This window comes from Burkholderia pseudomultivorans, assembly GCF_902499075.1.
In the GTDB taxonomy this organism is placed as follows: Bacteria; Pseudomonadota; Gammaproteobacteria; order Burkholderiales; family Burkholderiaceae; genus Burkholderia; species Burkholderia pseudomultivorans.
Map to the genome: position 1 here is coordinate 48,324 of NZ_CABVPP010000026.1, position 21,665 is coordinate 69,988.

The 21,665-nt window shown below is 69.8% G+C and carries 20 protein-coding genes and 1 pseudogene; 12 read left to right on the forward strand and 9 right to left on the reverse strand.

Annotated elements, in window-relative coordinates; all coding sequences use genetic code 11:
• The first annotated feature begins 70 nt into the window (after window positions 1–70).
• Entirely contained in the window at window positions 71–736 is a 666-nt protein-coding gene (locus BST28156_RS18260) for a cation diffusion facilitator family transporter (RefSeq protein ID WP_174902990.1), read from the forward strand.
• A gap of 55 nt (window positions 737–791) precedes the next feature.
• On the opposite strand, the gene BST28156_RS18265 is transcribed toward BST28156_RS18260, so the two are convergent.
• Complete coding sequence (locus BST28156_RS18265; RefSeq protein ID WP_060239055.1) at window positions 792–1,982, reverse strand: helix-turn-helix transcriptional regulator; 1,191 nt, start codon at window positions 1,980–1,982, stop codon at window positions 792–794.
• A 281-nt stretch (window positions 1,983–2,263) separates the two neighbouring features.
• Between BST28156_RS18265 and BST28156_RS18270 the strand changes: the two genes are divergently transcribed.
• The 5 genes and pseudogenes from BST28156_RS18270 (at window position 2,264) to BST28156_RS18290 (ending at window position 7,732) form a co-directional block, all read left to right on the forward strand.
• Window positions 2,264–3,202 carry an alpha/beta hydrolase gene (locus BST28156_RS18270; protein ID WP_174902991.1) on the forward strand — a complete coding sequence of 313 codons (939 nt, stop codon included), beginning with the start codon at window positions 2,264–2,266 and terminating at the stop codon, window positions 3,200–3,202.
• The gene (gene ribBA / locus BST28156_RS18275; protein ID WP_174902992.1) at window positions 3,199–4,323 is read left to right on the forward strand and encodes a bifunctional 3,4-dihydroxy-2-butanone-4-phosphate synthase/GTP cyclohydrolase II; all 1,125 of its coding nucleotides are present in this window, start codon (window positions 3,199–3,201) and stop codon (window positions 4,321–4,323) included. Before BST28156_RS18270 ends, ribBA begins: the two co-directional genes overlap by 4 nt.
• Window positions 4,324–4,487: 164 nt before the next feature.
• Window positions 4,488–4,946 (forward strand): helix-turn-helix domain-containing protein, encoded by a 459-nt coding sequence (locus tag BST28156_RS18280; RefSeq protein WP_174902993.1) that lies wholly within the window; start codon window positions 4,488–4,490, stop codon window positions 4,944–4,946.
• 2 nt (window positions 4,947–4,948) lie between these two features.
• Window positions 4,949–6,294, forward strand: a pseudogene (locus BST28156_RS18285) (type II toxin-antitoxin system HipA family toxin).
• Between the two features lie 202 nt (window positions 6,295–6,496).
• Entirely contained in the window at window positions 6,497–7,732 is a 1,236-nt protein-coding gene (locus tag BST28156_RS18290) for an NADH:flavin oxidoreductase (RefSeq protein ID WP_174902994.1), read from the forward strand.
• 39 nt (window positions 7,733–7,771) lie between these two features.
• On the opposite strand, the gene BST28156_RS18295 is transcribed toward BST28156_RS18290, so the two are convergent.
• Window positions 7,772–8,899, reverse strand: a complete 1,128-nt coding sequence (locus BST28156_RS18295) for a 4-hydroxyphenylpyruvate dioxygenase family protein (protein WP_174902995.1) — start codon at window positions 8,897–8,899, stop codon at window positions 7,772–7,774.
• Between the two features lie 354 nt (window positions 8,900–9,253).
• Here BST28156_RS18295 and shiA point away from each other — a divergent pair, with 354 nt between their 5' ends.
• Window positions 9,254–10,561: a shikimate transporter gene (gene shiA, locus BST28156_RS18300; protein ID WP_060237967.1), complete on the forward strand. Its 1,308-nt coding sequence runs from the start codon at window positions 9,254–9,256 to the stop codon at window positions 10,559–10,561.
• Between the two features lie 199 nt (window positions 10,562–10,760).
• Window positions 10,761–12,062, forward strand: a complete 1,302-nt coding sequence (locus tag BST28156_RS18305; protein WP_174902996.1) for a UDP-N-acetylglucosamine 1-carboxyvinyltransferase — start codon at window positions 10,761–10,763, stop codon at window positions 12,060–12,062.
• Between the two features lie 47 nt (window positions 12,063–12,109).
• On the opposite strand, the gene BST28156_RS18310 is transcribed toward BST28156_RS18305, so the two are convergent.
• Entirely contained in the window at window positions 12,110–12,397 is a 288-nt protein-coding gene (locus tag BST28156_RS18310) for a hypothetical protein (protein WP_174902964.1), read from the reverse strand.
• Here BST28156_RS18310 and BST28156_RS18315 point away from each other — a divergent pair.
• On the forward strand, window positions 12,311–13,081 hold the full coding sequence (locus BST28156_RS18315) for an IclR family transcriptional regulator domain-containing protein (protein WP_060237974.1): 771 nt from the start codon (window positions 12,311–12,313) through the stop codon (window positions 13,079–13,081). The genes BST28156_RS18310 and BST28156_RS18315 overlap by 87 nt on opposite strands.
• A 28-nt stretch (window positions 13,082–13,109) precedes the next feature.
• Here BST28156_RS18315 and BST28156_RS18320 read toward each other — a convergent pair whose 3' ends face one another.
• The 5 genes from BST28156_RS18320 to BST28156_RS18340 form a co-directional block, all read right to left on the reverse strand.
• Window positions 13,110–15,410, reverse strand: coding sequence for an ATP-dependent DNA helicase (locus BST28156_RS18320; protein ID WP_174902997.1), 2,301 nt, complete (start codon window positions 15,408–15,410; stop codon window positions 13,110–13,112).
• Window positions 15,407–17,104: a VRR-NUC domain-containing protein gene (locus BST28156_RS18325; protein ID WP_174902998.1), complete on the reverse strand. Its 1,698-nt coding sequence runs from the start codon at window positions 17,102–17,104 to the stop codon at window positions 15,407–15,409. The genes BST28156_RS18320 and BST28156_RS18325 overlap by 4 nt, the downstream gene beginning before the upstream one ends.
• A gap of 101 nt (window positions 17,105–17,205) precedes the next feature.
• A complete protein-coding gene (locus BST28156_RS18330) occupies window positions 17,206–18,084 on the reverse strand; it encodes a MipA/OmpV family protein (protein ID WP_060237984.1) in 879 nt (292 codons plus the stop codon).
• 175 nt (window positions 18,085–18,259) lie between these two features.
• Window positions 18,260–18,571, reverse strand: coding sequence for an ATP-binding protein (locus BST28156_RS18335; protein ID WP_060237987.1), 312 nt, complete (start codon window positions 18,569–18,571; stop codon window positions 18,260–18,262).
• 308 nt (window positions 18,572–18,879) lie between these two features.
• The gene (locus BST28156_RS18340) at window positions 18,880–19,179 is read right to left on the reverse strand and encodes a hypothetical protein (protein ID WP_060237989.1); all 300 of its coding nucleotides are present in this window, start codon (window positions 19,177–19,179) and stop codon (window positions 18,880–18,882) included.
• Window positions 19,180–19,328: 149 nt separating this feature from the next.
• On the opposite strand from BST28156_RS18340, the gene BST28156_RS18345 reads away from it, so the two are divergent.
• From BST28156_RS18345 to BST28156_RS18355, 3 genes are all read left to right on the forward strand, one after another.
• Window positions 19,329–19,562, forward strand: a complete 234-nt coding sequence (locus BST28156_RS18345; protein ID WP_060237990.1) for a hypothetical protein — start codon at window positions 19,329–19,331, stop codon at window positions 19,560–19,562.
• A 341-nt stretch (window positions 19,563–19,903) separates the two neighbouring features.
• A complete protein-coding gene (locus tag BST28156_RS18350) occupies window positions 19,904–20,335 on the forward strand; it encodes a CBS domain-containing protein (RefSeq protein WP_009694190.1) in 432 nt (143 codons plus the stop codon).
• A gap of 94 nt (window positions 20,336–20,429) precedes the next feature.
• Window positions 20,430–20,930: a PRC-barrel domain-containing protein gene (locus BST28156_RS18355; protein ID WP_069243925.1), complete on the forward strand. Its 501-nt coding sequence runs from the start codon at window positions 20,430–20,432 to the stop codon at window positions 20,928–20,930.
• Between the two features lie 49 nt (window positions 20,931–20,979).
• Here the strand turns inward: BST28156_RS18355 and BST28156_RS18360 are convergent, their stop codons facing one another.
• Window positions 20,980–21,633 (reverse strand): DUF4142 domain-containing protein, encoded by a 654-nt coding sequence (locus BST28156_RS18360; protein WP_174902999.1) that lies wholly within the window; start codon window positions 21,631–21,633, stop codon window positions 20,980–20,982.
• Window positions 21,634–21,665: the final 32 nt, after the last annotated feature.

The following is a 21,665-nucleotide window of genomic DNA, read 5'->3' on the forward strand; positions in this document are numbered from 1 at the left end:
TGTCATTTACCTGCAACCGTCGACCGGTAGCGTGCGAGTCCGACTCCCGCTTTCGACAGACGAATTTGCCATGCAGCGCCCGCCGCGCGTCGCCTCCCCGCTCTACGCAGCCACGTCCCGCACCCTCGCCATCAGCCTTGCGATCAACCTGCTGTTGCTCGCCGTCGAGGCGATCGCCGCAGGGGCCGCGCATTCGTCCGGCCTGCTCGCGGATGTCGTGCATGCGGCGATCGATCTTGCGGCGGATGCGTTGATCCTCGTCGCATGCCGCCTCGATGCGCGCCTGCCGCCGGAACGACGCCCGACCTTCGAGCCGATCGCGCTCGCGGGCCTCGGTGCGCTGCTCGTCGCGACCGGCGTGCAGATGATCTGGCAGGCGGCGAACCGCTTCGATGCGTCGCCCGTCGTGCAGCCGGGCGCGGCCACGCTCGCGCTGGTCGTCGCTACGCTCGTCGGCAAGGCCGCGCTGTCGCGCTGGATGCTGCGCAAGGCGCGCGAAACGGGCTCCGCGCTGCTCGAGGCGAGCGGCTGGCACGTGCGCACCGATGCGCTGTCGGCGTTGCTGGCCGCGCTGGCGATGAGCGCGGCGCTGGTCGGTCTCGGCCGTCTCGACGATATCGCCGCGCTCGCGATCGGCGCGATCGTGATCCGCACCGGCGCCGGGTTCGTCCTGCGCGGTGCCGCGCAGTGGCCGTGGCCGGCCGCGGGGGCGGGTCGCTCCACGCGCGGGTCGTAACGCCCCGCGGCATCGACGCACGGCCCCCGTCGTCCGGCCACGCGCAGGCGGTCGATCAGCCCAGCGGCACGACGCTGCCGAGCAGGATCCGCACGAGCGTCGCCTGACGCGTGACGCCCGTTTTCGAAAAGATCGCGCGCAAATGCGTGCGCGCGGTGTTCTTGCTGATACCCGATTCTTCCGCCGCCTCCTCGAGCGTCAGGCCGTTGGTCAGCAGCAGCGCGAGCGACGTCTCGGCCGGCGTCAGATCGAACAGCTTGCGGATGATTTCCTGCGCGCCCTGCGGCTTGCGGTCGGGGTCGCGCAGGAACAGCGTGACGGCCGGCCGCCGCTTGTTGTCTTCCGACCAGTCGGACAGCAGCACCGTGCGCACCAGCAGCCCGAGGCGCGGCTTGTCGAAGCTGCGCGTGATCGGCATCGCCTCGACGATCGCCGCGGCCGTGCCGTGGTGCCCCATCACCGCATGACGGATCAGCCGCTTCAGCGTGCGGTTCTCCTGCGCGTCGGTCGCCTCGATCGTGCCGCGCGCGATCGTCAGCCCGTTGCCCTGCTTGAGGATTTCGTCGGCGACGCTGTTCATGTCGATGATCGTGCCGTTCTCGTCGAGCGTGATCGTGCCGATCTGCATCCGGTTGATCGCGTTCGCATAGATCGAGCGCTCGACCTCGGCCGTGTCGAGCCGCGAATGCAGTTCGACCGCGCGCTTCAGATGCGGCAGCAGCAGCGCGCAGACCGCCTTGTCGCGCGCGGAAAACTGCTTCGACGCATGGTTGCGGCACACGCGGAACCGGCATTCGACGCCCGACGGCGTGCGCAGGTCCGCGCCGAGGATGTAGCGCACGTCCTGCGGCTTCAGGAACTGCTTGTACAGCTCGCTCGACAGCCAGCCCGTATCGCCGAACACCTCGTCGACGGTCACCATGCGATCGGCCGGCAGGCCGACGAACGGATCGAGCGAATAGTAGTAGTTGTTGTAGGACGCCTCGCCGTCGCCCGGCACGACCGGGCCGAACTCCGACGCGTGCACGGACAGCGGCGCGCGGCGGTCGCTCGCGGCCGCGCGCAGGATCAGCGTCACGTAGTTGGCCTGCAGCAAGCGGCGAATCAGTTCGAGCGCCCCCGCCCACGGCGGCGTTTCCAGCGGCCCCTGGTAGATCAGCGCCATCAGTTCGCTGAAATCCGCGACGCCGATATCGGCCTCATCGCTGCTTGCCTGGCTCTCTTGCGGAGCCCATCTTGTCTCCATCAGCACGCTCCATCCTCCATGCGACTTTTTCCGGTGTGATTCCCCAGTGCGTCGCCGTGATTAAGACGCGTCTTAATTCCGGCGTCATCGGTAGATTCACTGAACAGTGAGCTTTGGCCATCCGGCCGTGCGCACCATCGTCCGATCGGATGATGTGGAGCGCGGGTCGCTGCGCTGGAATGCCCGTCAGGCCGTGCCGACAGGTGTCCGGCGCGGACTCGGGGAAACCGCGATTGGGGTTTACCTGATTCAGACCGCATCCGATTCAGACAGGAGTTTCCATGCCGCTCGACCCTCAGGCGCAGGCGCTGCTCGCCGCATTCGCGCAAGCGCCCGCGATCGCTTTCGATCGACTGACCGTCCCCGCCTACCGGGCCAGTCTTGCCGCAGGCGGCGCGTTCGCGCCCGGCGACGCGATTGCTTCCGAAGAGGACTGGCAGGTCCCGGCGCCGGGTCGTCGGTTGGCCGCACGCCTGTATCGGCCCGATGCCGACGGGCCGCTGCCGCTGACCGTGTTTTTCCATGGCGGCGGCTTCGTCGCGTGCGGTATCGATTCGCACGCGAACCTGTGCCGCAGCCTCGCGCGACGCGCCCGCACGCTGGTGTTGTCGGTCGACTACCGGCTGGCGCCCGAAGCGCGCTTCCCGGCGGCCGCGCACGACGCATGCGACGCCGTGCGCTGGGCGGCCGCCAGTGCGCGCGACCTGGGTGCGCGCGCCGGCGCGATCGCGGTGGCCGGCGACAGCGCCGGCGGCAACCTCGCGGCAGTCGCGGCGCTGCAGTTGCGCGGCTCGGGCATCGCGATCGCGCATCAGTTGCTGCTGTATCCGGTCGTCGATTGCGCGACCGAGCATCCGTCGTACGCATCGCTCGGCGACGGCTATTTCCTGACGGCGGACATGATGCGCTGGTTCAAGCACCAGTATTTCGACGACGGCGCCGATCGCGCGTCGCCGCTCGCCAGCCCGCTCGCCGCGCCGGACATCGCAGGCGCGGCGCCGGCGACGATCGTCAGCGCCGAATTCGATCCGCTGCGCGACGAAGCGGAAGCGTATGCGCTGCGGCTCGCGCAGGCCGGCACGCCGGTCACGCTGGTGCGCTGGCCGGGCCAGCTGCACGGCTTCGCGAGCATGCTCGGCGCCGTCGATGCAGCCGACCGCGTGCTGAGCTTCGGCGCGGACGCGCTGCGCCGCGCGTTCGACGCGACGGAGGCCCGATGACGCTGGCCGGCACCGTCGCGATCGTCGACGAACTGCGTGCGGGCCGGATGGTGCTGCTCGTCGACGAAGAGGACCGCGAGAACGAAGGCGATCTCGTGATCGCGGCCGATCACGTGACGCCCGACGCGATCAATTTCATGGCGCGCTTCGGGCGCGGGCTGATCTGCCTGACGCTGACGGCGGAACGCTGCGAACAGCTGCGCCTGCCGCCGATGGCCGACCATAACGGCACGCCGTTCGGCACCGCGTTCACCGTCAGCATCGAGGCGGCCGAAGGCGTGACGACCGGCATCTCGGCCGCCGATCGTGCGCACACGATCCGCACCGCCGTGCGTGCGAGCGCGCGCCCCGACGATCTCGTGCAGCCCGGCCACGTGTTTCCGATCGCGGCGCGCCCGGGCGGCGTGCTGGTGCGTGCGGGACATACCGAGGCCGGCTGCGACCTGGCCGCGCTCGCGGGGCTCACGCCCGCGTCGGTGATCTGCGAGGTGATGAACGACGACGGCACGATGGCGCGGCTGCCCGAGTTGAAGGCGTTCGCCGCGCAGCACGGGCTGAAGATCGGCACGATCGCGGACCTGATCCATTACCGCCGCGAGCACGAGTCGCTGGTCGAACGCGTCGGCGAACGGCCGCTGCACACGCCGTGGGGACGGTTCCGCGCAATCCAGTATCGCGACACCGTGCACGGCGCGCCGCATCTCGCGCTGGTGCGCGGCGAACCCGATCCGGCGACGCCGGTGCTCACGCGCGTGCACGAATGCCATTCGCTGCTCGACCTGCTCGACGCGGAGCCGTCCGCGCATTCGTGGCCGCTGCACGCGGCACTGCAGCGGATCGACGCGGCCGGCTGCGGCGTCGCGGTGCTGCTCGACTGCGACATGCACGGCGACGCGATGCGTACGCCGGCAGGCAATGCACGCCAAGACGGCCGTGCGACGGGGATCGGCTCGCAGATTCTGCGCGACGTCGGCGTGCGGCGTCTGAACGTGCTGTCGAGCCCGTTCCGGCTGCCCGCGCTGTCGGGACACGATCTGGAAATCATGGCGTTCATCCCGCTCGGCGACGACGATCCGGAAAGCGTGCGGGCCGCGCCCGCGAATCCGCTTCGCGCGGCGTGACGCGCGAGCTTCGGTGCGGCGCCCGCACCGGACGGAGGCGTTGCGACTGACAAGCTATCGTTTGTTTTTATAAAATACAGCACTTGGTTTGTATTCTGCAGATACATGCCATAGACTGTATTTTCCGATTACAAACGATCGCCTGTCATTTCGCGGAGCGACTCATGGCATTTCCTGTCCAGACCCTGGGCCAGCTGCGCCCGATACTCGTCGGCTTCCGCAAGTCGGCGGGACTCACGCAGGCGCAGCTCGCCGCCCGCCTCGGCGTCACGCAGCAATCGTACGCGCAGCTCGAGTCCAACCCGTCCGCGGTCAGCATCGAACGGCTGTTCAAGGTGCTGAACGTGCTCGGCGTGCGCCTGACGCTCGATCCGGTCTTGCCGGACGAGACCGGGGAAGCCGGCGGCGGCGCTGGCGCTGGCGCGGGCCGCCCGCAAGCGGGCGACGCGGGCGGCACCGGCCCGGCGGACGCGAAAGCCGCGCCGGGTGCACGCAAGACGGCCGCGCCCCGGCGTGCGCCCGGCGTGACAGCAGTCACTGCCAAGGCATCGGACAGCGTCGCGCGGAAGCGGCCGGCGGCCGCGCGCGCCAGACGCTCCGTCGCGAAGCGGGAGGACTGGTGACGATGGCCCGGCGCACATCCCGTCACGATCGCCTCGACCTGTGGATGAACGGCATCCCGGTCGGCTACTGGGAAGTCCGGCGCGGCGTCGAACGCCTCGTCTATCTGCCGGCGTGGATCGACGATCCGCAAGGGCGTCCGCTCTCGCTGTCGCTGCCCTTCACGCCCGGCAACCAGCCGCATCAGGGCGCGATCGTCGCCGACTATTTCGACAACCTGCTGCCGGACAGCCAGCCGATCCGCCGCCGGATCGCGCAGCGATACCGGCTCGGGTCGACCGCGCCGTTCGCACTGCTCGCGTCGATCGGCCGCGACTGCGTCGGCGCGCTCCAACTGCTGCCGCCCGACGAGACGCCGGTCGATCTCGAAGCGATCGACGGTACTGCGCTCGACGACGCGGCCGTGGCCGACGCGCTGCGCCACGCTACCGCCGCACCGCTGCCCGGCCACGCGGAGCCCGCCGGCGATCTGCGCCTGTCGATCGCCGGCGCGCAGGAAAAGACCGCGCTGCTGCGGCACGGCCAGCGCTGGCTGCTGCCGTCGGGCAGCACGCCGACCACACCCATATCTTCAAGCTGCCGCTGGGACGCGTCGGCAACATGCAGGCCGACATGCGCACGTCGGTCGAGAACGAATGGCTGTGTTCGAAGATCGTCGCGGCCTACGGACTGCCGGTCGCGCAGTGCGACATCGGCCATTTCGACGACCAGAAGGCGCTGATCGTCGAGCGCTTCGACCGGCGCCCGTCCCGCGACGGCACGTGGATCCTGCGGCTGCCGCAGGAGGACATGTGCCAGGCGACCGGCACGCCGTCCGGCGCGAAATACGAATCGGACGGCGGCCCGGGGATCGAGACGATCATGGGCATCCTCGCGAATTCCGCCGACGCGGTGCGCGACCGCATGCACTTCTTCGTCGCGCAGCTCGTGTTCTGGGTGCTCGCGGCGATCGACGGCCACGCGAAGAACTTCAGCATCGCGCACCTGCCCGGCAACACGTATCGCAGCACGCCGCTGTACGACGTGCTGTCCGCGCATCCGATCATCGGCACGCGCCGCAACCAGCTTGCGCCGCGGCGCGCGCGACTCGCGATGGCCGTCAGCGGGAAGAACCGTCACTACGCGATCGCGGACATCCAGCCGCGCCACTGGATCGCACAGGGCCGGCGCGTCGGGCTGACCGAGGACGACGTGCGCGGCGCGATGGCGCGCGTGGTTGCGCGGACCGAGCCTGCGATCGCGGAAGTCGCGTCGCAGCTCCCGGCGGATTTCCCGGCCGACGTGGCCGACGCGATTTTCGAAGGGATGCGTCGCCAGAGCCGCAAGCTGGGCGCGACCGACGCGGTGTGAGGTTTTCGACGGGGTTCGTTGCGGCGGACCGGGCGCAATGCGGCGGCCGTCGCGTCGGGCACCGGTCCGAACCGGCACATCATCCGCGACGCGCCACGGGACTGCATTCACACCGCACCCGCGACCTCATCCACCCGGACGATGCGCATCCGCCCCGTCGCCGCACAATGACCGGCGTGCCCATTCCCGACGCCCGCCCGACATGGAATCCGCCGAACTTTCCACCGCGTTCAGCCCGCTGCGCATCGGCCCGCTGACGCTGCGCAATCGCCTGATCAAATCCGCGACCAACGAAGGGATGACGCCGAACGGCGTGCCGTCGCGCGCGCTCGTGCGGTTTCACGAGTGCATCGCCGAAGGCGGCGCGGCGCTGACGACCGTCGCGTACTGCGCGATCAGCGCGGACGGCCGCACCTTCGTCGACCAGGCGCAGCTCGACGCGCCGACGGTCCGGCACTTCCGCGCGCTGACCGACGCCGTCCACCGTCACGGCGCGGCGGCCTCCGCGCAGATCACGCACGGCGGCTGCTTCACGTTCCTGCCGTCGCTGTCGACGAAGCGCCCGTTGAGCGCGTCGGGCGGCTTCAACAAGGTCGGCGTGATGAGCGGCCGCTTCCTGAAACAGGCGATGACGCGCGACCAGATGACGGCCGTCGCCGACGAATTTGCGCAGGCGGCCCGCCATGCGCGCGACGCCGGCTTCGATGCGGTCGAGATCCACATGGGGCACGGCTATCTGCTGAGCCAGTTCCTGTCGCCGCTCTACAACCGCCGCCGCGACGCCTACGGCGGCGATGCGGCGCGGCGCGCGGCGTTCCCGGTCGAGGTGCTGCGCCGCGTGCTCGATGCGGTGGGCCGCGATCTCGCCGTCGTCTGCAAGATCGGCGTGACCGAAGGCGTACGCGGCGGCGGTACCGCCGATGACGCATGCGAGATCGCGCGGCGGCTCGAAGCCGAAGGCGCGCATCTGCTCGTGCTCAGCGGCGGGATGAACGTCGAATCGGTGTGGCAGCTGTTCGGCAGCCCGCTGCCGGGCGATGCGCGCGCGAACGCCGACAACGCGATCGTGCGCGCCGCGATGGCGCTGCAGAAACTGACCGAGCCGAAGATGGGCGCGTTTCGCGAGCTGTATTTCCTCGAGCACTCGCGCAAGGTGCGCGCGGCCGTCAGGATGCCGCTCGCGTACCTCGGCGGCGTGCGGTCGCGCGAGAACGTTGCGCAGGCGATGCGCGACGGCTTCGACGCGGTCGCGCTCGCCCGTGCGCTCGTATTCGAGCCGGATTTCGTGAACGGGCTGCGCGACGGCCGGCTCGTGCAGTCGGGCTGCACGTCGTGCAACCGCTGCGTCGTGTCGATGTATACGCCGGGCGGCACCGCGTGCGCGCTGCGCGAGCCGAACGATCCTGCGCCGAACCGCGTGCCGGCCGCCGGCGCGTGAGGCTGCGGGGCGATGCGGCAGCGGCGGCGCGGAACCGCGTCAGCCCGCGTCGCGGGCGCGGGCCAGCGCCGCGAGGTTGCCTTCGCCGAAGCCGTGATGCCCCTTGCGCTGTACGATCTCGAAGAAAATCTCGCCGGGCCGGCGCTTGACGAAGGTCTGGAAGAACAGCCGCGGCACACCGTCGCTGCCGATCTCGCCATCGACCAGCACCGCGCGGCGGCGCAGCGCATCGAGATCGACGCCATGCCCCGGCAGCCGCGCGTCGACTTCGTCGTAGTAGCGCGCGGGCGGCTCGATGAACTCGACGCCGTTCGCGCGCAGCGCATCGACGGACGCCAGGATATCGTCGGTCGCGAGCGCGACGTGCTGCACGCCCTCGCCCGGATGGTCGGGCAGATACGCGTGCATCAGCTCGGTGCGTCGCGTCCCTTCCTCGTACACCGGAATGCGCACCGCGCCGCACGGCGACACCATCACGCGCGACTCCTCCGACACGTGCCAGTGCGCGTCGATTTCATGGATTTCGCGGAAATGCAGCAGGTCGTGGTAGAAGTCCAGCCACTCCTGCATGCGCCCTGCACCGACCGTCTGCGTGAAGTGATCGACCTGCAGCAGCCCCGTGCCCGCGCAGTCGAGATCGGTATGTGCGGTGGCGATGTCGATCGGCCGGAAATCGATGTCGAAGATCGAGATGTCGCCGACGCCGCCGCGCTGGCCGTCCCGCCCGCGCCAGCGGTCGACGAAATAGAGATGCGAATCGCCGATGCCCTGGATCGCCGGGATCTTCAGCTCGCCGACCCCGACCCGCTCGCCCTCGAACGCCCAGGCGCCCAGTTCGATCGCGCGCTCGAACGCGCGCCGCGCGCTGGCCACGCGAATGCCGATCGCGCAGACGCCCATCCCGTATTCCTCCGCATAACGCGCGGCGAACGAATCCGGCTCGGCATTGATCAGGAAATGCATCTGCCCCTGCCGGTACAGCGTGACGGCCTTGCTGACATGCCGTGCGATCGCCTTGAACCCGAGCTGCTCGAAGCGTTGCGCGAGCGCCTCCGGCACCGGCGCGGCGAACTCGACGAACTCCAGCCCGGCCATCCCGAGCGGATTGGCGGCCGGATCGTCGACGGGCGGCGTATCGCTGGACAGTGGGTGGGAATTGCCGGGCATTCCAGTCTCCGAAGGCATGCGGTCGATGGGGATGGCGCCCGGCGCGTGCGGCATGCCCGGCCGACACGGCGACGGGCCTCCGCCCGGACCGGGCGAGTTTTCGATGGTGCAGATTTTAACCAGATCGTTCACGCCGGCACACCCTGGCCGAACGGGATATCGCCGCCGCGCCTAGTGCAAACCCGAAAAGCGTTCGATAATCGCACGGGCTTGAACGATAATCGCCCACTTTGACCGATCGGCCAATTGCCGCCGCGCGGCACGCGCCCTATCCTCCGTTCACTGATCGATTCAATGCAGCATCGGACGCGGCGCCGCCACGCTCCATGATGCGCCGTGCCAGGAGACACCGCCATGACCCCCACCTTCGATACGCTCGACGCCGCCGCCGGCAGCCGCGCGCGCAGCCAGGCCCGCAAGGCCGCGGTCGGCAGCTTTGTCGGCGCCGTCGTCGACTGGTACGACTTCCTGCTGTACGGGATCGTCGCCGCACTGGTATTCAATTCCGAGTTCTTCCCGAAAGTCAGCCCGACGATGGGCACGCTCGCGGCGTTCGCGACCTTCGGCGTCGGCTTCCTGTTCCGCCCGCTCGGCGGCGTCGTGTTCGGCCACTACGGCGACCGCCTCGGCCGCAAGCGCATGCTCGTGCTGACGGTGATGCTGATGGGGCTGTCGACGGTCGCGATCGGCCTGTTGCCGACATTCGCGACGATCGGCTGGTGGGCGCCCGTGCTGCTGGTCTTGATGCGCGCGATCCAGGGTTTCGCGGTCGGCGGCGAATGGGGCGGCGCGGCGCTGATGGCCGTCGAGAGCGCGCCGAAGCAGAAGAAGGCGTTCTACAGCAGCGGCGTGCAGGTCGGCTACGGCGTCGGACTGGTGCTGGCCACCGGCATCGTGTCGATCCTGAGCCATACGTTCGGCGACGCCGCGTTCAAGGCGTGGGGCTGGCGCCTGCCGTTCCTGTTCAGCATCGTGCTGGTGCTGATCGGGCTGTGGGTGCGCAAGAGCATGGACGAATCGCAGGAGTTCGTCGAGAAGGTCGAGCACGGCAACCGCAAGCTGCGCCTGCCGGTGCTGGAAGCGCTGACGCGCCATCCGAAGGCGTTCCTGCTGATCGTCGCGCTGCGGCTGGCCGAGCTGTTCACGATGTATATCGTCACCGCGTTCGCGCTCAGCTATTCGACGTCGAACCTCGGCATGTCGCGCGACCTGTTCCTGAACATCGGCCTGCTGGTCGGCGCGGTCAGCTGCGTGACGATCCCGTGCTTCGCGTGGCTGGCCGACCGCTTCGGCCTGCGCCGCATCTACCTGATCGGCGCGCTGATCGGTCTCGCGTCCGCGGTGCCGTTCTTCGTCGCGCTGGAAGCGCGCTCGATCGCGTGGATCGTGATCTTCGCGATCCTGCTCGCGAACGCCGCGCACGACATGGTCGTGAGCGTCCAGCAGCCGTTGTTCACCGAGCTGTTCGGCGCCGAATACCGTTACAGCGGCGCGGGCGTCGGCTATCAGTTCGCGAGCGTCGTCGGCGGCGGGTTCACGCCGTTCATCGCGGTCGGCCTCGTCAGCCTGGCCGGCGGCTCGTGGCATCTCGTCGCCGGTTATCTCGCGGCCGGCTGCCTGATCTCGCTGGTGGTGGCCGCGCGGATGCGGGCCGCGCAGTGACCGCTTCGCGATGACGCGCCGGCCGGCCGTCATCGTGGCCGGCCGGCGCTTTTCCTCGCCCGCGGCGAGCGCCGCGCAGCACGTCAAACACTGTCAACCCGCCCGCCGATAGCCCCTTTTCACCTCCGAACATTCCACGCCGGCCGCCGACCAATGGCATCATATGGGCCTACGTCAGTCACCGATACGCCCCCATATCATGTCGAATCTCATCGTCCACGGCGGCACTCCGCTGCGCGGGGACATCAAGCCGTCCGCGAACAAGAACGCCGTCCTGCCGATCCTGTGTGCGACCCTGCTGACCGACCAGCCGCTGCGGCTCGTCGGCGTGCCGGACATCACCGACGTGCGCAAGATCCTCGACATCTTCCGCACGCTCGGCAGCGACGTGTCGGTCGATTTCACGACGGGCCTGCTCGAACTGCATCACCGCAATACGACCTTCGACCCGGCCGTCCACCGGCTGCCCGAGGCGATGCGCTCGTCGATCATGCTGATCCCGCCGCTGCTCGCGCGCTTCGGCGTCGCGCGCCTCGAGAACGACGTGAAAGGCTGTACGCTCGGCGTGCGCGAGATCGATCCGCACGTCGAGGTGTTCGAGCGCTTCGGCGCGCATATCGAGCGCACGCCCGATTCGCTGATCGTCCGCGCCGACGGCCCGCTGACGGCCAACGATCACTGGCTCGACTACGCGTCGGTAACGACCACCGAGAACTTCGCGCTGTGCGCGACGGCCGCGAACGGCACGTCGACGCTGATGAACGCCGCGTCCGAGCCGCACGTGCAGGAGTTCTGCCAGTTCCTCGCGATGATCGGCGTCGAAATTGAAGGCATCGGCACGTCGCGGCTCTGCGTGACGGGCGGCCGCAAGCTCGGCGGCGGCGAATTCCGCTTCGCGGAGGACTTCCACGAGATCGCGACGTTCCTCGCGCTCGGCGCGATCACCGGCGGCGACATCACCGTGCGCAACTCGTCGCCCGAGCACTTCCCGCTGATCGACCGCACCTTCGCGAAATTCGGCGTGCAGGTCACGCATCGCGACGGCTGGTCGCGTGCGGAACGCGACGGCCCGCTGCGCGTGCGCCGGCCGTTTACGCAGAACATCCTGACCAAGGTCGAGGCCGCGCCGTGGCCGTACCTGCCGGTCGACCTGCTGCCGATCTTCATCGCGCTCGGCGTGCGCGCGGAAGGCAGCGCAATGTTCTGGAACAAGGTCTACGACGGCGCGCTCGGCTGGTCCGGCGAGCTGTCGAAGTTCGGCGCACATGTGCTGCTGTCGGACCCGCACCGGCTGATCACGTTCGGCGGGCTGCAGCTGACGCCGGCGCGTGTCGAAAGCCCGTACATCATCCGCGTCGCGATCGCGCTGCTGATGGTGGCCGCGAGCATCGAAGGCCGCTCGGAAATCATGAACGCGCTGCCGATCCGCCGCGCGCACCCGCATTTCGTCGAGAACCTGCGTTCGGTCGGCGCGAATGTGGAGTGGACGAGCGGCGAGTAAGGCCGTGCAGGATGCGGCGCGCATGAGATTCGTGCGGCATCCGGTTTTCACCTTCGCTCGGCGGCGGCGATGTGTCGCTTCATGCCGCGGGCCATCAACGGGACGCCAGGATCGTCCGGCAGGCGGCATCGCAAAAAGCCGCTCGGCCGGCCGCACGGTGTCGAGGCGGCGCATCCGATACATCGAATCCGCGCGATAATCGCCCAATCCTGCGCGATCACCGCGCAACCCTGCGCCGTCCTCCGACGATGAAAAAGCCCGAACTCGACCGACGCGACTGGATTGCCGGCCTCGAAAAAGGCCTGGCGATCCTCGAGGCGTTCGACAGCCAGCATGCCCGCATGACACCCACCCAGGCCGCCGCGCGCACCGGCCTCACGCGCACGGCCGCGCGGCGCTACCTGCTGACGCTCGAATCGCTCGGCTACGTCTATACCGACGGCAAGCTGTACGGCCTCACGCCGCGCGTGCTGCGCGTCGGCTGGTCGTATTTCGATTCCGCGCGGCTGCCGCGCACGGTCCAGCCGTATCTGCAGCAACTGAGCGCGTCGCTGAACGAATCGGCGTACGTCAGCGTGCTCGACGGCTGGGAACTGGTGTTCATCGCGCGCAACGGCGTGTCGCGCGTGATGACGACGGGCTTCGTGCTCGGCGCGCGCGTGCCGGCGCCGCTGACATCGCCCGGCGTCGTGCTGCTCGCGCACCATCCGGATCGCGAAGCCGTGCGCGCGTGGCTCGACAGCACCGAACTGCCGCCGTTCACGCCGCATACGATCACCAACAAGGCACGCCTGCTCGAACAGGTCGACCACGCGCGCGACGCCGGCTTCGCGGCGATCGAGCAGCAGCTGCAGGTGGGCGTGCGCGGCATCGCGGTGCCGCTGAAGAATCGTCACGGCGAAGTCGTCGCCGCGCTCAGCACGAACATGCCGATCGGCGCGGAAACGACCGACGCGGCCGTGCGCCGCGTGCTGCCGCATCTGCAGGAAACCGCGCTCGCAATGCTCAACGTGCTGTAGCGCCCGCCGCGCGCGAACGCCCGCCGCATCAGCCGATCCGCCACCAGCGCGGCAGCAGGTCGCGCACCTCGCGCCGCCGGTAGCGGTCGTCGATCAGGTGCACGACGCCTTCGTCGTGCTCGGTGCGAATCACGCGCCCCGCCGCCTGCACGACCTTCTGCAGCCCCGGATACAAATACATGTAGTCGTAGCCGTTGCCGAAGCGTGCGTCCATCGCGCGCCGCATCTGCTCGTTGACGTCGTTGACCTGCGGCAGCCCCAGCGTCGCGATGAACGCGCCGATCAGCCGCTCGCCGACGAGATCCACGCCCTCCGAGAACGCGCCGCCCAGCACCGCGAAGCCGATGCCGCGGCCGCCTGCGTCGAAGCGCGCGAGAAACGCGTCGCGCTCGCTTTCGGCCATGCCGGGCGCCTGCGCCCATACGGGCACGTCCGGATGACGCACCTGCATCAGCGACACCACGCGCTGCAGGTAATCGAAGCTGCTCAGGAAGCCGAGATAGTTGCCGGGCCGCGCCGCATACTGCGCGGCGATCAGGTCCGCGATCGGTTCGAGCGAGCGGTCGCGATCGCGCCAGCGCGTCGACACGTGGCTCGCGACGCGCACCGTCAGTTGTTCCGCGCGGAACGGCCCGTCGACGTCGAGCCAGCCCGTGTCGGCGGGCAGCCCGAGCGTGTCGCGGTAGAAATGGAACGGGCTCAGCGTGCCGGAGAACAGCACGGTCGCACGTGCGGCGTCGTAGCGCGGCGCGAGAAAACCGGCCGGGATCACGTTGCGCACGCACAGCGTCGACTGCACGCGCCGCCGCCGGCCTGCGGGCACGACGCCGTCGAGCGCCGGCTGGCGCGGCAGCGGCTCGCCGTGCAGCGTCGCGTCAAAGATCGATGCGCTGTCGAACGCATCGGCGAGCACGCCGAACTGGATCGCGTCGAAATGAAAGCGCAGCAGCGCGTCGCCGTTCGCGCGCGGCGCATCGGCCAGGTGCTCGCCGATCGCCGCGACGAGGTTCTGCACGGCCGACACGATCGGCCCGGGGATATCCGGATAGGCGGCGTAGCGCTCGGCCTGAGCGCGATTCAGCGCGCCCCACGCGCGCGCGAGCCGGTCGAACGCCTTGCGCAATGCCGCCGGCGCGGCCTCGCGCGCGGCCGCGAACGCGAACGGGTCGAGCGACGCGCTGTACATCTTGCGCGCGCGGTCGAGCAGGTTGTGCGCCTCGTCGACGAGCACGCCGATGCGCCACTGGTTCTGCTGCGCGAGCGTATGCAGCATCGCGCTGCCGTCGTAGTAGTAGTTGTAGTCGCCGATCACCATGTCCGACCAGCGCGCCAGCTCCTGCGCGAGGTAGTACGGGCAGATGTCGTGCGCGAGCGCGGCCGTGCGCACCGTGTCGCGATCGAGCAGCCCCGCGTCGATCGCCGCGTCGCGCGCGGCCGGCAGCCGGTCGTAGAAACCCTGCGCGAGCGGACACGATTCGCCGTGGCAGGCCTTGTCCGGATGCTCGCAGGCCTTGTCGCGCGCGACGAGCTCCAGCACGCGCAGCGGCAGCGCCGGCGTGCCGGCGCCGAGCGTGGCTGCCGCTTCGAGCGCGAGCGCGCGGCCGGGCGTCTTCGCGGTCAGGAAGAACACATGGTCGATCTCGCCCTCGCCGCACGCCTTCAGCAGCGGAAACACCGTGCCGAGCGTCTTGCCGATGCCGGTCGGCGCCTGCGCGATCAGGCAGCGCTCGTCGCGCGCCGCGCGATAGACCGACACCGCCAGCTCGCGCTGCCCGCTGCGAAACTGCCCGTGCGGAAACGCAAGCGCGCGCAGCGCCGTGTCGCGAGCCGCGCGATGGGCGGTCTCGCGCTCCGCCCAGCCGACGAAGCACGCGCACTGCTCCGCGAAGAACGCCGCGAGCGCGCTTGCGCTCAGCGTTTCGGTCAGCACGGTCTCGCGCTCCGACACGATGTCGAAGTAGACGAGCGCGACGTCGATTTCCGCGAGACTGCGCGCGGCGCACATCAGGTGCGCGTAGACCTTCGCCTGCGCCCAGTGCAGCGCGCGATGGTTCGCGGGCATCGCGTCGAGGCTGCCGCGATAGGTCTTGATTTCCTCGAGACGGTTCGACACCGGATCGTAGCCGTCCGCGCGGCCGCGCACGGTGAGCGTGCCCCAGGTGCCGGTCAGCGCGATCTCGGTCTCGTAGCGCGCGCCGCGATTCGACGTCACCGCGCCGTGGCCGGCAATACCTTCGAGCGCGGTCGGCGCGGGCGTGAAGCGCAGGTCGAGATCGCCGCGCCGCGCGGTGAACTCGCACATCGCCCGCACCGCGACCACATAGCTCATGCGGACAGCCCCATCGCGGCCGAGGGCGCGACGCTCGCGCCGGCCCATTCGACATCGACGACGCGCACCGGCATGCCGTGCGCGACGCAATACGCGAGCCAGCGTGTCTGGTTGTCCTGCAGCCGGTCGCCGGGGCCCTTCACTTCGATCAGCTCGTAGCGCCGTTCGCCAGGCCAGAAGCGCACCAGATCGGGCAGCCCCGAGCGATTGCTGCGGATGTCCGCGAGCAGGCGTTCGAACCACAGCCGCAGGTGTGCGGGCGGCAGGCAGGCGAGCGCCTGGTCGAGCAGCTCGTCGCCGAGCACGCCCCAGAACACGAACGGCGACTGCAGCCCCATCTTCGTCGCATGGTGACGGCGTATCGTTTCGCGATACGCGCCCGAATCGAGCTGCGCGAAGCAGGCAGCAAACGCGTCCGCGCGGCGCGCGGCGAAATCGGGCGCATGCAGATCGGCCGGCCCGCGCTGGAACGGATGGAAGAACGCGCCGGGCACGGCCGCGAAAATCGGTTCCCAGCACAGCAGCCCGAACAGCGAATTGATCAGCGTGTTCTCGACGTAGTGAACCGGCGCGCCGGGCTGCGCGAAATGATCGCGCACCGCGAACTCGACGCCGACGAACGCGTCGGGACGAGCCAGCACGAGCGTCTCGCGCGGCACGTCGGGCGCCGCGGCCGCGCGTTCGACCGGCTGGCCGGTGCGGCGCTGCAGGCGCGGCAGCATCCGCTCGACGCGCTGGCGCTCCTCGTCGCTTTCGAAACCGCGGCGCGCGTCGAGCGCCAGCGCCAGCGCGTCCGCGTCGCGCCCGCAGCGTTCGAGCACGCGAATGCGCCGGTGGCGGCTGCCCGGCCACGCGCTGCGCGCATATGCGTCGAGCGCGGCGTCCCAGTCGGCGCGGCGCTCGGCCGCCTGCCCGAGCGAGAACAGCAGCTTCGCGCGACGCGTCGCGAGCCACGGCTGGGCCGCGCAGTCCACCGCGTCGATCGCGTGCAGCAGCGCGTCGAACGGCAGCTCGTCGGGCCATGCGTCGAGAGCGTCGCGGCATGCGTGCAGCGCGAGATAGGCGTCGAGGTCGCCGCGCTGCCGGAACGCGCGCGACGACGGCGCGAACGGCACGCTTTCGTACTGGAACACGCCGAGATCGGCGAGCACGAATTCGCTCCAGTCCTGATGAAGATTGCCGAAAAACATCAGCCGCAGCCGGTCGCACAGCGCGCCGACCGTCACGCGCAGCACGCGGTCGCCGGCCGTCGGGCACCACGCGTCGAGCGGCTGCGCGGCATCGTGCGCGGGCCGCAGCCGTTCGAGCCATTCGGGCTTGCGCTCGGCCGCGTGCGCGGCAAGCGACGGGAAGATCCGCAGCAGATCGGCCCGGGTCGACAGCGCGAACAGCGCGTCGAGCGTCAATTCGGGCGCGGGATCGACCCAGCCGAGCGCGACCAGCGGCGCAGCCGCTTCGAGCGGGCAGCCGATCTCGTCGTACACGAGCTTGCTCGCGCGGAAATCGGCGCCGTTGCGCATCAGCATCCGCACGAGCAGCGCGCGCGACGCCTGCGGCAGCGTCGGAAAATGCCGGAGAAATGCGTGCTCGGCATCGTCGAGCAGGTCGTCGTAGCGCTCGCCGAGCCAGGTCAGCGCGCGTTCGAAATTGGTCAGGTAGTAAAACGCCGGCGGCGTCGGCGAGGATGGCGTCACGGAAATTCGATCACTGTACGTTTGTACAGGTTCGAATCATAGCAAATGTGGCAGTCGCGACGCGCACGCGTTTGCTCCGGACGGCGGCGCTCCGCCCCGCTTCAGAACTGGTAATTCACCGACATGTCGAACACGCCGTTCGCCGACTGCTGCGTGATCGGGCTGCGCGCCGCGCGGCCGACCAGCTTCTCGATCGCGCCGTCCATCGTCACGAACCAGTGCTTGTTCACGAACCACACCATCGTCACGCCCGCGCCGACCGACTTGAACCCCGCGCCGGACGAATACGCGGGCAGCCCCGAGCGCGCGGCGGCGCCCTGGTTCACGCCGAACCAGCTGTTCATGTAGCGCGAATCGGCCCACGACACGGTCGGCCCGGCGAACCAGAAGAAGTGCTCGTTGCTGCCCGGCATCGGCATGTACGCGGAGAAATCGCCGACCCAGCCGTTCGAGCCGCCGATGCTGCGCCGCACGTCCGCGCGCAGCACCAGCGGGAAGTCCTTCGAGATCACGTAATCGGCCGCCAGTTTCATCACGGGCGCCGCGTTGATGTTGTCGAGGCCGTTCAGGTGATCGAGATCGTCGGCCGAGCGCCGGCCGAGGTCGTAGCCGACCGACAGGCTCACGCGCCAGTTCGGCCCGCGCAGCACGTTCGCGCCGAGTCCCTCGCCGGTCGACAGGAAGAACAGGTCCCGATAGCGAACGTCGAGGTTCGGGCCGCCCATCACGCGATAGCGATCGGAGCCCGCGTAACGCGGCTGCAGCGTCATCGCGGCGCCGACGCTGATGTCCCACGTCGACGGTGTCGGTTCGTACAGCTTCCGTAGCGGCACGCCCGCCGAGTACTGCCATTCGCCGAGCGGCGACGGCGTCTGCGCCGACGCGTCGCGGGCGCCGGCTGCGGCAAACGCGGCGAGCGTCGACAGTCCGGATACGAACCGGCGGGCGCCGGGTGACAGCAGCGGGCGAACAGGGGCCATGAAGGTCGGTCTCCGTCGATTGCACGAAACGAACGAAACGCACGAAAGGCACGCGCGTCGCGCGAATGCAGCATGCGCTGAATGAGTGAATATCCTACGCGCGACGCGCAAAGACGCAAAGCGCCCGCCCCATGCGGGCACTTTGCCGGGTGGCAGCGCCGGAACGGAGCGGGGTTCAGAACCGCTCGACGTGATAGTCGCCGGCCAGCGCGGCGGGGCTGCGCTTCGCCATCATCCGCGCGAAGCCGTCGGCGAGCCGTCCGAGCGCGAGCTGCTTCTGGCTCGCGTCCCAGTGCGTGTAGGTGTCGTACGCGGTATCGTCGAACGACACGGTAACGGCGACCGGGCGGCCGCTTGCACGAAAACCGATATGCAGCACGCCGCCCGGCAGTTCCTCGATGTGATAGCGCAACGAGCGCGACTCGAAATAGCGGCCCAGCACCTGAGCGATCGCGCGCTTGTCGGGCGATTGCACGTGAATGTCCATGGTGGTCCTCCTTTCAGGGTTCGCGCGGCCGGCTGCGGCGCGCCGTTCCCGCCCGGCATCCGCATCGGCAGCGGTTGCGACGGTGGATCGCCGTGCGGCGGGCCGACGGGCAGCGGTGGATCGACCGGATCGTCGTGCCCGGGCGGCGTCGGCTCGGGATAGTCGTCGGGCGTCGGTTCGGGGCGGTGCAGCATGGATCGCGTGTTCATGACTCTCCTGCGCGACGGCTCGCGCGTGTCGATGGCGCGGCGACGTGCGCAAGCGACGTGCCTGCTCCCCCGCGCAAGGGTGTGCCGGTCGCGTGCCGGTCAGTCGTCGTAGGCGGCCATCACGAGCCACATATTGCGCCCTTCCGCGGTCAGCCGCACGGCCAGCGCGAACGGATCGGACGGATCGCACTGCGCGATCAGCGCACGCTGGGCGCTCTCCGGGCCTTCGTAGACTGTGTCGTTCATCTGACGAACCTCGTCCTTGCCGTCGAACATCCGCCGCTCGGGCCGATAGACCAGCGATTCGCGCTTCCACGTCTCGAAACGCTCGCGAACATGCGCGAAATCGCCGCCGCATACGTTCGCGTCGTAACGTATTCTTTCCTTGGGTGCATTCATCTCGATGTCCTCACGTTCACGCCGGCGGGGCGTGCGCGTCATGCCCCCGGCGCGCCCCCGCCGATCGCCGGGGCGCGCAAGCGCTGTGCCGCGGCGCCCGCGCAGGCACGACGCTTGCGCCTTTCGTCATCGACAAGGAGGTTTCGATCATGACCGTTCACGCCACCGGCAACCGCGACGCCGTGTCAGCGGCCGCCGGCCAGCCGCGCCCGCCTTCCGACGACAAGACGGAAGAGCGCATCGACGAAGGGCTCGAAGAGACGTTTCCGGCCAGCGACCCGCCCGCCGTCGGCGGCGGGACGCGTATCGACCCCGCCAGACCGTCCGGCGAGCGCAAGCAGCGCACGCCGGACGCCCCGCCCCCGCCCCGCGATCACGGCTGACGGCGGCAACCGGTCCGCGATGCGCGGCGGCGCGTCGCCGGGCCGGCGACATCCGGAGTGAAGCGATGAACCGCATCAAACGCAGATGGCAGGAAGTCAGCGGCGCCGCCAGCGTCGCGGCGCTGGCGGCAATCGAGAGCGCCGTGGTGCTCGCGATCGTCGCGATGACGGGCGTCGGACACTGACCGACGCCGACGGCCCGGCCACGGCGGTGTGCCGTGGAAGATGTACAAGCCGGCTGGCAAATTTCTCCGTCCCCTCGGCGGCGCGGCCCGACGCGCGCCCGACGCTTGCGGCACGTTGCCTGCTTGCCGATCGTCCGGCTCATCAAGGAGGCGTTCATGTATCGCGTCAACGAGATCATGTCGCGCGACGTGGTATGCGTCGCGCCCACCGACACGATTCGCCGAGCAGCGGAATTGATGCAGCGCTTCGACGTCGGCGTGCTGCCGGTGTGCGACGGCGCCGAACTGGTCGCGATCGTGACGGACCGCGACCTCGCGGTGCGCGCGCTGTCGCACGGACATTCGCCCGACACGCCGGTGCGCGCGGTCGCATCCGCGCCCGTGCAATGGTGCGTCGAGGACGACGGCGTGGGCGACGTCCAGCAGCGGATGGCCGACGTGCAGTTGCACCGGATGCCGGTGCTCGACCGCAACCTGAAGCTCGTCGGCATGGTGTCGCTCGGCGACATCGCGACGCGGGCCGGTGGCGCCGAGCGCGACGAACTGGCCAACACGCTCGAGGACGTCTCGCTGCCGCGACGTCGCTGATCGCGCAGCGGCCCGCGTTCGCGACTTCGGCCGATCTTCGGCCCGGCGCGCACCGGCGACGGCAGCGCGCGCCGCTTCGACCAGGAGGTTTTCGATGACTACGGACAGACAGTCTCGCGACGGCGCGCAGATCGTCGGCGCCAGCCGGCGCACGCCGCGCGGGCCGGGGCCGGACGTGATGGCCGCCGGCACGCTGACCGGCGATCGCGTGCTGACGATGGACGGCGACGACGTCGGCAAGATCGCGGACATCATGCTCGATGTTCGCTCCGGATGCGTCGCCTATGCGGTCGTGTCGTCGGGCGGTCTGGCCGGGATCGGCGACAAGCTGCTCGCGGTCCCGTGGAACGTGCTGGCGCTCGACGTCGAGCGCAAGTGTTTCGTGTTGCCGGTCGACACCGACCGCGTGCGCGCCGCGCCGGGCTTCTCGAAGGACCGCTGGCCCGCGATGGCGGACCCGGCCTGGGCCGAGGCGCTGCACGCGTATTACGGCAGCCCGCCGTACTGGCTGATCGAGGAAGGTGAAACGGACTTCGACTCGCCGCCGTACGAGGCGTCGCCGGGCGGCCCGGAAGACGAGCCGCGCCGGAATTGAGCCGCCGGCTCGGCGACGCGGCCGGCTTTCCTTCGCACCGGCGCGGCCGTCAGTGCGTCGCGCCGATCTTCCGCGCAAGCTGGCGCGCTGCGGCGAGATGTGCGCGGAGCGCCGGCACCGTGCTCGTCGCGAACGCGCGAAGCTGCGAATCGCGCCCGTCGCGCGCCTCGGCCTCGTACACGCGAATCGCCGCCTCGTGCGCGCGCGGGCCCGCGAGCTCGAGATAGCCCGCATCGAACGCCGGTCCGCTGCGTTTGCGCAGCGCCGTGAGCGCCGGATCCACGAGCATCCGCGTCTGCACCGGCACGCCTTTGTCCGCACCGATTTGCCGCAGCGTACCCGCGATGCGTTCGTGGTCGTCGACCATCCGCTGCGCGAACGCCTTCACCTGCCGATTCGCGGAGCGATCGAGCGCGAGCCGGCTCGCCTGGACGACGGTCTTGCCGATCATCGCGGCCTTGTCGACGAATTCCGCATCGATGCCGGTCGGCCGGCGCGTCATGTCCGCTTCGTCGCGGGTCGGGCCGGGGCGCACCACGCCCGGCGCGACCTGCGTCGACGACGCGAGCGGCGTCTGTGCCTCGGCATGCGGCGACGCGCTCGACAGCGCGGCGCCGGCGACTGCCAGCAAGGCCGACGCGATCGCACGCCGCACGCGTGCGACCGGACGATGCGCGTCGTCGCGCTTATCGTCCGGCTTCATCCGGCCTCCCGGTGTCGCGAAGCGGCGGCCGA

Excerpts from the sequence above, each read along its gene's own strand:
- BST28156_RS18305 (WP_174902996.1), top strand. The coding sequence starts at position 10,761 with ATGTCGAATCTCATCGTCCACGGCGGCACTCCGCTGCGCGGGGACATC.
- BST28156_RS18350 (WP_009694190.1), top strand. The coding sequence starts at position 19,904 with ATGTATCGCGTCAACGAGATCATGTCGCGCGACGTGGTATGCGTCGCG.
- BST28156_RS18345 (WP_060237990.1), top strand. The coding sequence starts at position 19,329 with ATGACCGTTCACGCCACCGGCAACCGCGACGCCGTGTCAGCGGCCGCC.
- BST28156_RS18340 (WP_060237989.1), bottom strand. The coding sequence starts at position 19,179 with ATGAATGCACCCAAGGAAAGAATACGTTACGACGCGAACGTATGCGGC.
- BST28156_RS18310 (WP_174902964.1), bottom strand. The coding sequence starts at position 12,397 with ATGCTGGCTGTCGAACGCCTCGAGGATCGCCAGGCCTTTTTCGAGGCC.
- shiA (WP_060237967.1), top strand. The coding sequence starts at position 9,254 with ATGACCCCCACCTTCGATACGCTCGACGCCGCCGCCGGCAGCCGCGCG.
- BST28156_RS18290 (WP_174902994.1), top strand. The coding sequence starts at position 6,497 with ATGGAATCCGCCGAACTTTCCACCGCGTTCAGCCCGCTGCGCATCGGC.
- BST28156_RS18320 (WP_174902997.1), bottom strand. The coding sequence starts at position 15,410 with ATGAGCTATGTGGTCGCGGTGCGGGCGATGTGCGAGTTCACCGCGCGG.
- BST28156_RS18260 (WP_174902990.1), top strand. The coding sequence starts at position 71 with ATGCAGCGCCCGCCGCGCGTCGCCTCCCCGCTCTACGCAGCCACGTCC.
- BST28156_RS18355 (WP_069243925.1), top strand. The coding sequence starts at position 20,430 with ATGACTACGGACAGACAGTCTCGCGACGGCGCGCAGATCGTCGGCGCC.
- BST28156_RS18330 (WP_060237984.1), bottom strand. The coding sequence starts at position 18,084 with ATGGCCCCTGTTCGCCCGCTGCTGTCACCCGGCGCCCGCCGGTTCGTA.
- BST28156_RS18360 (WP_174902999.1), bottom strand. The coding sequence starts at position 21,633 with ATGAAGCCGGACGATAAGCGCGACGACGCGCATCGTCCGGTCGCACGC.
- BST28156_RS18335 (WP_060237987.1), bottom strand. The coding sequence starts at position 18,571 with ATGGACATTCACGTGCAATCGCCCGACAAGCGCGCGATCGCTCAGGTG.
- BST28156_RS18295 (WP_174902995.1), bottom strand. The coding sequence starts at position 8,899 with ATGCCCGGCAATTCCCACCCACTGTCCAGCGATACGCCGCCCGTCGAC.
- ribBA (WP_174902992.1), top strand. The coding sequence starts at position 3,199 with ATGACGCTGGCCGGCACCGTCGCGATCGTCGACGAACTGCGTGCGGGC.
- BST28156_RS18280 (WP_174902993.1), top strand. The coding sequence starts at position 4,488 with ATGGCATTTCCTGTCCAGACCCTGGGCCAGCTGCGCCCGATACTCGTC.
- BST28156_RS18265 (WP_060239055.1), bottom strand. The coding sequence starts at position 1,982 with ATGGAGACAAGATGGGCTCCGCAAGAGAGCCAGGCAAGCAGCGATGAG.
- BST28156_RS18315 (WP_060237974.1), top strand. The coding sequence starts at position 12,311 with ATGAAAAAGCCCGAACTCGACCGACGCGACTGGATTGCCGGCCTCGAA.
- BST28156_RS18270 (WP_174902991.1), top strand. The coding sequence starts at position 2,264 with ATGCCGCTCGACCCTCAGGCGCAGGCGCTGCTCGCCGCATTCGCGCAA.